General features: G+C 74.8%; 6 protein-coding genes. All 6 read left to right on the top strand.

All coding sequences use genetic code 11. The features are described from left to right. The coding region (locus BN344_RS01175; RefSeq protein WP_040337741.1) for a peptidoglycan D,D-transpeptidase FtsI family protein at nucleotides 1-1,772 on the top strand (1,772 nt) is incomplete at its 5' end. Nucleotides 1,773-1,933: 161 nt separating this feature from the next. Continuing rightward, nucleotides 1,934-3,445, top strand: coding sequence for a UDP-N-acetylmuramoyl-L-alanyl-D-glutamate--2,6-diaminopimelate ligase (locus BN344_RS01170; RefSeq protein ID WP_231486406.1), 1,512 nt, complete (start codon nucleotides 1,934-1,936; stop codon nucleotides 3,443-3,445). After that, nucleotides 3,442-4,851, top strand: a complete 1,410-nt coding sequence (locus BN344_RS01165; protein ID WP_040336699.1) for a UDP-N-acetylmuramoyl-tripeptide--D-alanyl-D-alanine ligase — start codon at nucleotides 3,442-3,444, stop codon at nucleotides 4,849-4,851. Before BN344_RS01170 ends, BN344_RS01165 begins: the two co-directional genes overlap by 4 nt. Continuing rightward, nucleotides 4,848-5,924, top strand: a complete 1,077-nt coding sequence (gene mraY / locus BN344_RS01160; RefSeq protein WP_040336698.1) for a phospho-N-acetylmuramoyl-pentapeptide-transferase — start codon at nucleotides 4,848-4,850, stop codon at nucleotides 5,922-5,924. Before BN344_RS01165 ends, mraY begins: the two co-directional genes overlap by 4 nt. 2 nt (nucleotides 5,925-5,926) lie before the next feature. After that, nucleotides 5,927-7,348: a UDP-N-acetylmuramoyl-L-alanine--D-glutamate ligase gene (gene murD / locus BN344_RS01155; protein ID WP_081788292.1), complete on the top strand. Its 1,422-nt coding sequence runs from the start codon at nucleotides 5,927-5,929 to the stop codon at nucleotides 7,346-7,348. Between the two features lie 127 nt (nucleotides 7,349-7,475). Further along, nucleotides 7,476-8,688 (top strand): putative lipid II flippase FtsW (ftsW, locus tag BN344_RS01150; protein ID WP_081788451.1); only part of this gene is annotated, 1,213 nt, incomplete at its 3' end.

The following is an 8,688-nucleotide window of genomic DNA, read 5'->3' as shown; positions in this document are numbered from 1 at the left end:
CCTCCCGTCGGCCGCCGGGCAGCCGCCGCAGCGGGGGGGCGGGGCTCACGATCGCCCAGCGCAACCGCCGCAACCGGATCGGCCTGATCGTCCTGATCACCCTGCTCGTGGTGGTGATCGGCCGGCTCGCCGTCGTCCAGGGTGTCGACGGCGCGGAGTACGCCAGCGCCGCCTCGCAGGACCGGCTGCGCACCTATCCGATCGCCGCGATGCGCGGCGAGGTCCTCGACCGCGACGGGCGCCCCTTCGCCTACACGGCCGACGCCTTCCGAGTGGTCGCCGACCCCACGGTCGTCGCCGACCCCGAGCGGACCGCCCTGGCCCTCACGACCGTGCTGGACATCCCCGCCCGCGAGCTCAGCGGGAAGCTCTCCGCCGAGGGGCGGCGCCACGTCGTCCTGAAACGGCAGGTGTCACCGGAGGTCGCCGACGAGGTCGACGAACTGGGGCTCGGCGGTGTGTTCCTCGAGGACGACCCGGTGCGGGAGTACCCGGCCGGCGCGGTCGGCGGGCAGGTCGTGGGCTTCGTCGGCGACGAGGGCACCGGGCTGGCCGGCATCGAGCAGACCTTCGAGGACGTGCTGGCCGGCACCCCGGGCCAGCGGCGCGTCGAGGTGGGCAGTGGCGGCAACCCGATCCCGTCGCGGGGGATCGACGAGGAATCGCCGGCCACCGACGGCAGCAGCGTCACGCTCACCCTCGACCAGGACCTGCAGTACGTGATGGAGCAGCGGCTGCGCGAGGCGTGCGAGGACGGCGCGACGACACGTGCCTCGGCGGTGGTGCTCGACGTGCGCAGCGGCGAGGTGGCGGCGATGGGCTCGTGTCCCGGGTACGACCCCGGCAACGTCAGTGCCACGCCGGACCTGCTGAAGAACCCGGCCGTCTCCGATGTCTTCGAGCCCGGTTCGGTGCTCAAGGCGGTCACGCTCGCAGCGGCCCTCGAGGAGGGCCACGCCACCCCGGACAGGGAACTGACGGTCGACGGGCACATCCAGGCCGGCCGTCAGGTGGTGACCGACGCCCACGACCACGAGCCCATCGACTGGACGGTCACCGGGATCCTGGCCAAGTCCAGCAACGTCGGCACGATCATGCTGGCCCGCGAGGTCACCGACGAGAAGCTCGAGGAGTACCTCCGCGCCTTCGGCATCGGCAGCCGGACCGGCATCGAGCTGCCCGGCGAGAGCCCCGGCATCTTCGCGGGCGCGGAGGACTGGAGCCAGATCCAGGCGGCCAACGTCGCCATCGGACAGGGCGTCTCGGTGACCACGCTGCAGATGGCCTCGGTGTTCCAGACCCTCGCCAACGACGGCGTCCGCATCGAGCCGCGGATCGTCCGGTCGGTGACGGCGCCCGACGGGCGGGTGACCCGCGCCGAGCGGCCCGAGGGCACGCGCGTGGTCAGCAAGGCCACCGCCGATTCGATGGCCTACATGCTCGAGGCGGTGGTGGGCCCGGGCGGCACCGCGCCGCTGGGGCAGATCGACGGCTTCCGGGTGGCCGGCAAGACCGGGACCGCCCAGCGGGCCAACCCGGAGTGCAACTGCTACGACGGCGGCGGCTACGTCACCACCTTCGCCGGGTTCGCCCCCGCCGACGACCCGCAGTACGTGATCGCCGTCGAACTCGAGCGGCCGACCAGTTCGGCGGAGGGCGGCCAGGTCGCCGCGCCGGTGTTCCGCGACATCCTCCGGTACGCGCTCACGGCCGACGGAGTCGTCCCGTCGGGGACCGCGCGGCCCGAGTTCCAGTTCACCGCGACGCCCTGAACGCGGCCACCTCCGCGGGGCACGCGATCGGCGGCGTGCCGGGGAAAGGCGTAGCTGCGCAGGTCCGGGCCTCCGCGCCGGTAGATTCGAGCCCTGTGACCCCGACTGACGACGGGTCGGCTCCCCGGCCCGTGGGGAACCGCCCGCGCAACCCACGCCCCGTGCCGCTCTCCGAGCTCGCCGACCTCGTCGGCCGGCCGTCGACCGGCGCCTCCGGGGGCACGGCCGACGTCGACGTCACCGGGCTCACGCTCGCCTCCGGTGAGGTCCTGCCCGGCGACCTGTACGCGGCGCTGCCCGGCGCCCGGACCCACGGCGTCCGGTTCGTGACCGAGGCGGCGCGCCGGGGCGCGGTCGCGGTGCTCACCGACCCCTCGGGGCGGGCGGAGGCCGCGGCGACCGGGCTGCCGGTGTGCGTCGTCGACGACCCGCGCGCCGTCCTCGGCGAGGTCGCCGACCGCGTCTACGCCCGGCCGAGCCAGCGGCTGGGGGTCATCGGGATCACCGGCACCAACGGCAAGACCACGACCGCCTACCTGGTCGAGGCCGGTCTCATCGCCGCCGGCCGGGCCGCCGGGCTCATCGGCACCGTGCAGACGCGGACCCGCACTGCCGACGGCACGGTGACCGCCCTGCCGAGCGAGCGGACCACTCCCGAGGCCCCGGCGGTGCACGCGCTGCTGGCGGCCATGGCCGAGTCCGGGGTGTCGACCGTGGTCATGGAGGTCTCCAGCCACGCGCTCGTCCTCGGCCGCGTCGGTGGCGTCCGGTTCGCCGCCGCCGGCTTCACGAACCTGGGCCGAGACCACCTGGACTTCCACGGCGACCTGGACGAGTACTTCCGCGCGAAGTCGCTGCTCTTCGACGGCCGGGCCGCCGGTGAGGTCGTCGACGTCGACGACGAGCACGGCCGCCGGCTGCTCGACCGCCCGGACCGTCCCCGTCCCGTCACCGTGTCGACGCGGGGTGCCGAGGCCGACTGGAGCGCCACCGACATCGCCCCCGCCCCCGAGGGCGGGTCCACGTTCACCCTGCACGGCCCGGGAGGTCTCCGCCGGGACGCGCGGGTGCGGCTGCCGGGCCGGTTCAACGTCGCCAACGCCGTGCTCGCCGTCGCGCTGCTCGACGCGGTCGGGGTGCCGGTGGACGCCGCGCTGGAGGGCCTGGCGACCACCGTGGTCCCGGGGCGGATGGAGCCGGTCGACGCCGGCCAGCCGTTCGTGGTCGCGGTCGACTACGCGCACACGCCCGACGCCGTGACCACTGCGCTCGATGCACTGCGGGCCGCCACCTCCGGCCGGCTCATCACCGTGCTCGGCTGCGGTGGCGATCGCGACCCCGGCAAGCGGGCCGCGATGGGCGCGGCCGCCGCGGCGGGCAGCGACGTCCTCGTCGTGACCGACGACAACCCCCGCTCCGAGAACCCGGCCACCATCCGCGCCGCGATGCTCGCCGGCGTCCTCGAGGTGCCGGAGGCCGCCCGCGCCGAGGTCCGCGAGGTCGGCGACCGGCGCGCGGCCATCGCGGCGGCGGTCGCCCTGGCGGGACCGGGCGACACCGTGCTCGTGGCCGGCAAGGGGCACGAGACCGGCCAGGAGGTGGCCGGCACCGTGCACCCGTTCGACGACCGGGAGGTCCTGCGCGAGGTCCTGACCGGGGCGGTGACTCCGTGATCGCCGTGACGCTGGCGGAGGTCGCCGAGCTGACCGGCGGAACGCTGTCCGGAGGCGACCCCGGCACGAGCGTGACCGGTGCCGTGACCCTCGACTCGCGCACCGTGGGCGCGGGCGACCTGTTCGTCGCCGTCGCGGGGGAGCGGGTCGACGGGCACGACTTCATCGGCGCCGCGGCGGACGCGGGCGCCGTCGCCGCGCTCGGCACCCGCCCGGACCCGGCGCTGCCCTGCGTGGTCGTCGACGACCCGGTCACCGCGCTGGGCCGACTGGCCGCCGGGGTGCACGCCCGGCTGGCCGCGGGCGGGCTGACGACGCTGGGCCTCACCGGGTCCTCGGGCAAGACCTCCACCAAGGACCTGCTCGGCCAGGTGCTCGCGACGGCCGGCGAGACGGTGAGCCCGCCCGGTTCCTACAACAACGACATCGGCCTCCCGCTCACCGTGCTCTCCGCCGACGAGCGGACCCGGTTCCTCGTGCTGGAGATGGGGGCCCGCGGCCCCGGCCACATCGCGCGGCTGTGCGAGGTGGCCCGACCGTCGATCGGCGTGGTCCTCAACGTGGGCACGGCGCACCTGGGCGAGTTCGGCAGCGCCGAGGTCATCGCGCAGGCGAAGGGCGAGCTGGTCGAGGCGCTGCCCGCCGACGGCACCGCGGTCCTGAACGCCGACGACCCCCGGGTCGTGGGGATGGCGCCCCGCACGCGCGCCCGGGTGGTCACCACCGGGCGGGGGACCGGCGCGGACGTCCGTGCCGTCGACGTCGTGCTCGACGACTCCGCCCGCGGCCGGTTCACCCTCGTCGCCGGGGGCGAGGAGCACCCCGTGGAGCTGCGGGTCGTCGGCGAGCACCAGGTCGCCAACGCCCTGTCCGCGGCCGGTGCCGCGCTCGCCGCGGGGATGACGCCCGCGGACGTGGCCGCCGCCCTCTCCGCGGCCGGGCCGCGGAGCCGGTGGCGGATGGAGGTCGAGCGCCGGGCGGACGGCGTCACGATCGTCAACGACGCGTACAACGCCAACCCCGAGTCGATGCGGGCCGCGCTCGCCGCGCTCGTCGGCCTCCCGGCCACCCGCCGGATCGCGGTCCTGGGCGCCATGGCCGAGCTGGGGCCGGGGGCGGCGGAGGAGCACGTCCGCCTCGGCCGCGACGTCGCGGCGGCCGGGATCGACCTCGTCGTCGCCGTGGGGCCGGATGCTGTAGGGATAGCCGACGGTGCGGCCGAGGCCGGGCCGAGGGCTGGGGAAGGCGCAGGAGAGGAGTCGGTGCTCGTGCCGGACCGGGCCGCTGCCCGCCAGCTGCTGTCGGAGGTGCTGCGCCCCGGGGACGTCGTCCTCGTGAAGGCCAGCCGTTCCTACGGACTGGAACTGCTCGCCGCCGACCTCCTCGCGGGAGAGGCCGGCGCATGAGGAGCGTCCTCATCGCCGCGGGCGTCGCCCTGATCCTGTCGATCCTGCTGACCCCGCTGGCCATCCGTGCGTTCCGGCGGCAGGGGCTGGGCCAGGAGATCCGGGACGACGGGCCCGAGAGCCACCTCTCGAAGAAGGGCACGCCCACGATGGGCGGCACGGTGATCGTCGGCGCCACCGTCGTCGGCTACCTCGTCGCCCACCTGGCGTTCGTCGGCAACGACGGCTGGGGCTTCAGCGCCACCGGCCTGCTGCTGTTGTTCCTCATGGTCGGCATGGGCACCGTCGGCTTCCTCGACGACTACCTGAAGATCCGGCACCGCCGCAGCCTCGGGCTGAACAAGACGGCCAAGCTGGTCGGACAGCTGCTCGTCGGCGTGACGTTCGCGATCCTGGCGATCAACTTCCCGAGCAACGGGCTGACGCCGGCCTCGACCGTCGTCTCCTACGTCCGCGACATCGAGCCGCTGACGCTCGGGTCGATCGGCTTCGTGATCCTCGCCTACCTGTTCATCGCCGGCTTCTCCAACGCCGTGAACCTCACCGACGGGCTGGACGGGCTCGCCGCCGGCTCCTCGGCGATGGTGCTGGCCTCCTACATCGTCATCTCGTTCTGGCAGTTCACCCACGACTGCGCCAGCGAGCTCATCGACGGCTGCTACGAGGTGCGCGACCCGCTGGACATCACGCTGGTCGCCGCCGCGGGCATGGGTGCGTGCCTGGGCTTCCTGTGGTGGAACACCAGCCCGGCCCGCATCTTCATGGGTGACACCGGCTCGCTGGCCCTCGGGGGCCTGATCGCGGGCCTGGCCATCGTCACCCGCACCGAGCTGTTGCTGGTGGTCCTGGGCGGCCTGTTCGTCGCGGTCACGCTGTCGGTGGTCATCCAGGTCGCCTTCTTCCGCGCCACCCGTCGCCGCGTCTTCCGGATGGCCCCGCTGCACCACCACTTCGAGCTCGCCGGCTGGACCGAGAACACCGTGATCGTCCGCTTCTGGCTGGTCACCGGCATGGCCGTGGCTTTCGGGCTGGGGCTGTTCTACGCGGACTGGCTCTCCTTCGCGGGGCTCTGACCGTGACCGACCTGCGCGACGCCACGGTCCTGGTGGCCGGCCTCGGCGTCTCCGGGGCCGCCGCGGCCCGGGTCCTGCTCGACCTGGGCAGCACCGTGACGCTCACCGACGCGGCCCGGCCTCCGGTGGTGGACGAGCTCGTCGCCTCCGGGGCCCGCTGGCTCGGCGCGCCGACCGCCGTGCCCGGCGGCACGGACCTGGTCGTCACCTCACCGGGCTGGCGGCCCGACTCCCCGCTGCTCGTCGACGCCGCCCGCCACGGCATCGAGGTGGTGGGGGAGCCGGAGCTGGCCTGGCGGCTGCGGATCGCCGGACCCGACGGCGTCCCCGCGCCCTGGCTGGCGGTCACCGGCACCAACGGCAAGACGACGACGGTCACCATGCTCGAGGCGATCCTCCAGGCGGCCGGCCGGCGCGCCGTGGCCGCCGGCAACGTCGGCCGGCCGCTGGTCGAGGTGGTCACCGCCCGCGACCCCGACGGGACGCCGACCTTCGACGCGATCGCCGTGGAGCTGTCGAGCTTCCAGCTGCACTGGTCCTCCAGCCTCGCGCCGGCCGCGGCCGCGGTGCTCAACGTGGCCGACGACCACACCGACTGGCACGGCTCCTTCGCCGCCTACCGAGACGCCAAGGCACGCATCCTCGAGGGCGCCCCCGTCGCCATCGCCGACGCCGGCGATCCCGTCGCCGCAGCGCTGGTCGCCGGGCACCCGCACCCCGTCACGGTCACGCGGGGCGAGCCGGGGCCGGGGCAGCTGGGCGTCCGGGCCGGGGCACTGCTCGACCGGGCCTTCGTCACCGACCCGGCCGGTGAGGTCCTCCTCGAGGCCGGCGGGCTGCAGGTGCCCGGGCCGCACAACACGGTCAACGCACTGGCCGCGGCGGCCCTCGCCCGCGCCGCCGGGATCCCTGCCGACGCGGTGGCCCGGGGCCTGGCCGGCTTCCGCGGCGGTGCCCACCGCAACGTGCTCGCGGGCACGGTCGACGGGGTGGACTACGTCGACGACAGCAAGGCCACCAACCCGCACGCCGCGGCGGCCTCGCTGGCCTCCTACCCGCGGGTCGTGTGGATCGCCGGCGGTCTGCTCAAGGGCGCCGACGTCGATCCGCTGGTCGCCGCCGTCGCCCCCCGGCTCTCCGGGGTGGTGCTCCTGGGCCGTGACCGCGACCGATTCGCCGCAGCACTGGCGCGACACGCCCCGGCGGTCCCCGTCGTCACGGTCGTCAGCGGCGACGATGACGGGATGGATGGGACGGGTGTGACAGCAGAGGTGACGACGGCGCGCGTCGTCGCCGCCGCGCGGGAGCTCGCGCGGCCCGGCGACACGGTCCTGCTGGCGCCCGCGGCCGCGTCCATGGACGTGTACCGCGACTACGCCCACCGCGGCACCGCCTTCGCCGCCGCGGTGCAGGCCCTGGGCTGACGCGGTCATGACCGTGACCGAGGAGCGCCCGCGTCCCGCGCGAGCACGCGGCGATCGGCCCGTCCGGTCCGACCGGTCCGTCCGGTCCGCCCGGGTGTGGTCGGGTCCGGCCTGGCTGGACGGTCCCATGACCAGCTGCCACCTGGTGCTCGGTGCGGCCGGCCTGCTGCTGCTCATCGGCATCACCATGGTCTTCTCCGCCTCCGCGATCGACGCGGCGCTGTCCCGCCAGCCGGCCTGGGCGCCGGGACTCAAGCAGCTGGTGCTCGCCTGCGTCGGGCTCGTCGGCATGGTCGTGGCCATGCGGCTGCCGGTGGCGCTGGTGCGGCGGTGGGCGCCCATCGGGCTGCTCGTCGTGGTCGCCCTGCTGCTGCTCGTGCTCGTGCCGGGAATCGGCCAGCAGCGCAACGGCGCCCGCCAGTGGATCTCGCTGGGGTTCACCGACTTCCAGCCCTCGGAGCTGGGCAAGCTCGTCTTCGCGCTCTGGGGCGCGCACGTCCTCGCGCTGCGCGAGCGCTACCTGACCACGAAGTCGCTCCTCGTGCCGGTGCTGCCGGTCTTCGGGGTGCTCTCGCTGCTCCTCATCGCCGAGCCCGACTTCGGCGGCGTGGTCACCCTCGGCCTGGTGCTCATCGGTCTGCTGTGGGCCGGCGGGATGCCGCTGCGCTGGTTCGCCGCGTTCCTCGGGGTGGCGGCCGTGCTGGTCGCCGTCATGGTGTGGGCCGCGCCCTACCGGATGGCCCGGATCACCTCGTTCCTGGACCCCTTCGCCGATCCCACCGCGGGGGGCTTCCAGGCCATCCGGGGGTTCTACGCCCTGGCCACCGGTGGCTGGTCCGGCGTGGGGCTGGGCAACAGCGCCATGAAGTGGAACATCCTCCCGGAGGCCGAGTCCGACTACATCTTCGCCATCCTCGGCGAGGAGCTGGGCTTCCTCGGCTGCCTGGTGGTCATCGCCCTCTACGGCGTGCTGGCCTACGCGGGCTTCCGTATCGCCCGCCGAGCGGCCGACCGCTTCGTGCAGCTGTCCACCGTCGCCATCACCGTGTGGCTCGTCGGCCAGGCGACCATGAACATGGGCTACGTGGTCGGACTGCTGCCGGTGACCGGCGTGACGCTCCCGCTGATCTCGGCGGGCGGCACGTCGCTGATCCTCACCCTCGTCGTCATCGGCCTGCTCGCCCGGTTCGCGTGCACCGAGCCGGCCGCCGTCGAGGCGCTGCGCTCCCGCGACCGGGGCCGGCTGGCCCGCCTCCTGCTGCCCGCGCCCGCTGCGGCCGTCGACCCCGTCCGGCTCCGTCGCGGTCCCGAGGACCGCGTTCCCCACCGCCCGGTCGGCG

Origin of the sequence: Candidatus Blastococcus massiliensis AP3 (assembly GCF_000582785.1) — a bacterium.
Lineage (GTDB): Bacteria > Actinomycetota > Actinomycetes > Mycobacteriales > Geodermatophilaceae > Blastococcus > Blastococcus massiliensis.
This window is presented reverse-complemented; position numbering and strand designations above follow the sequence as displayed.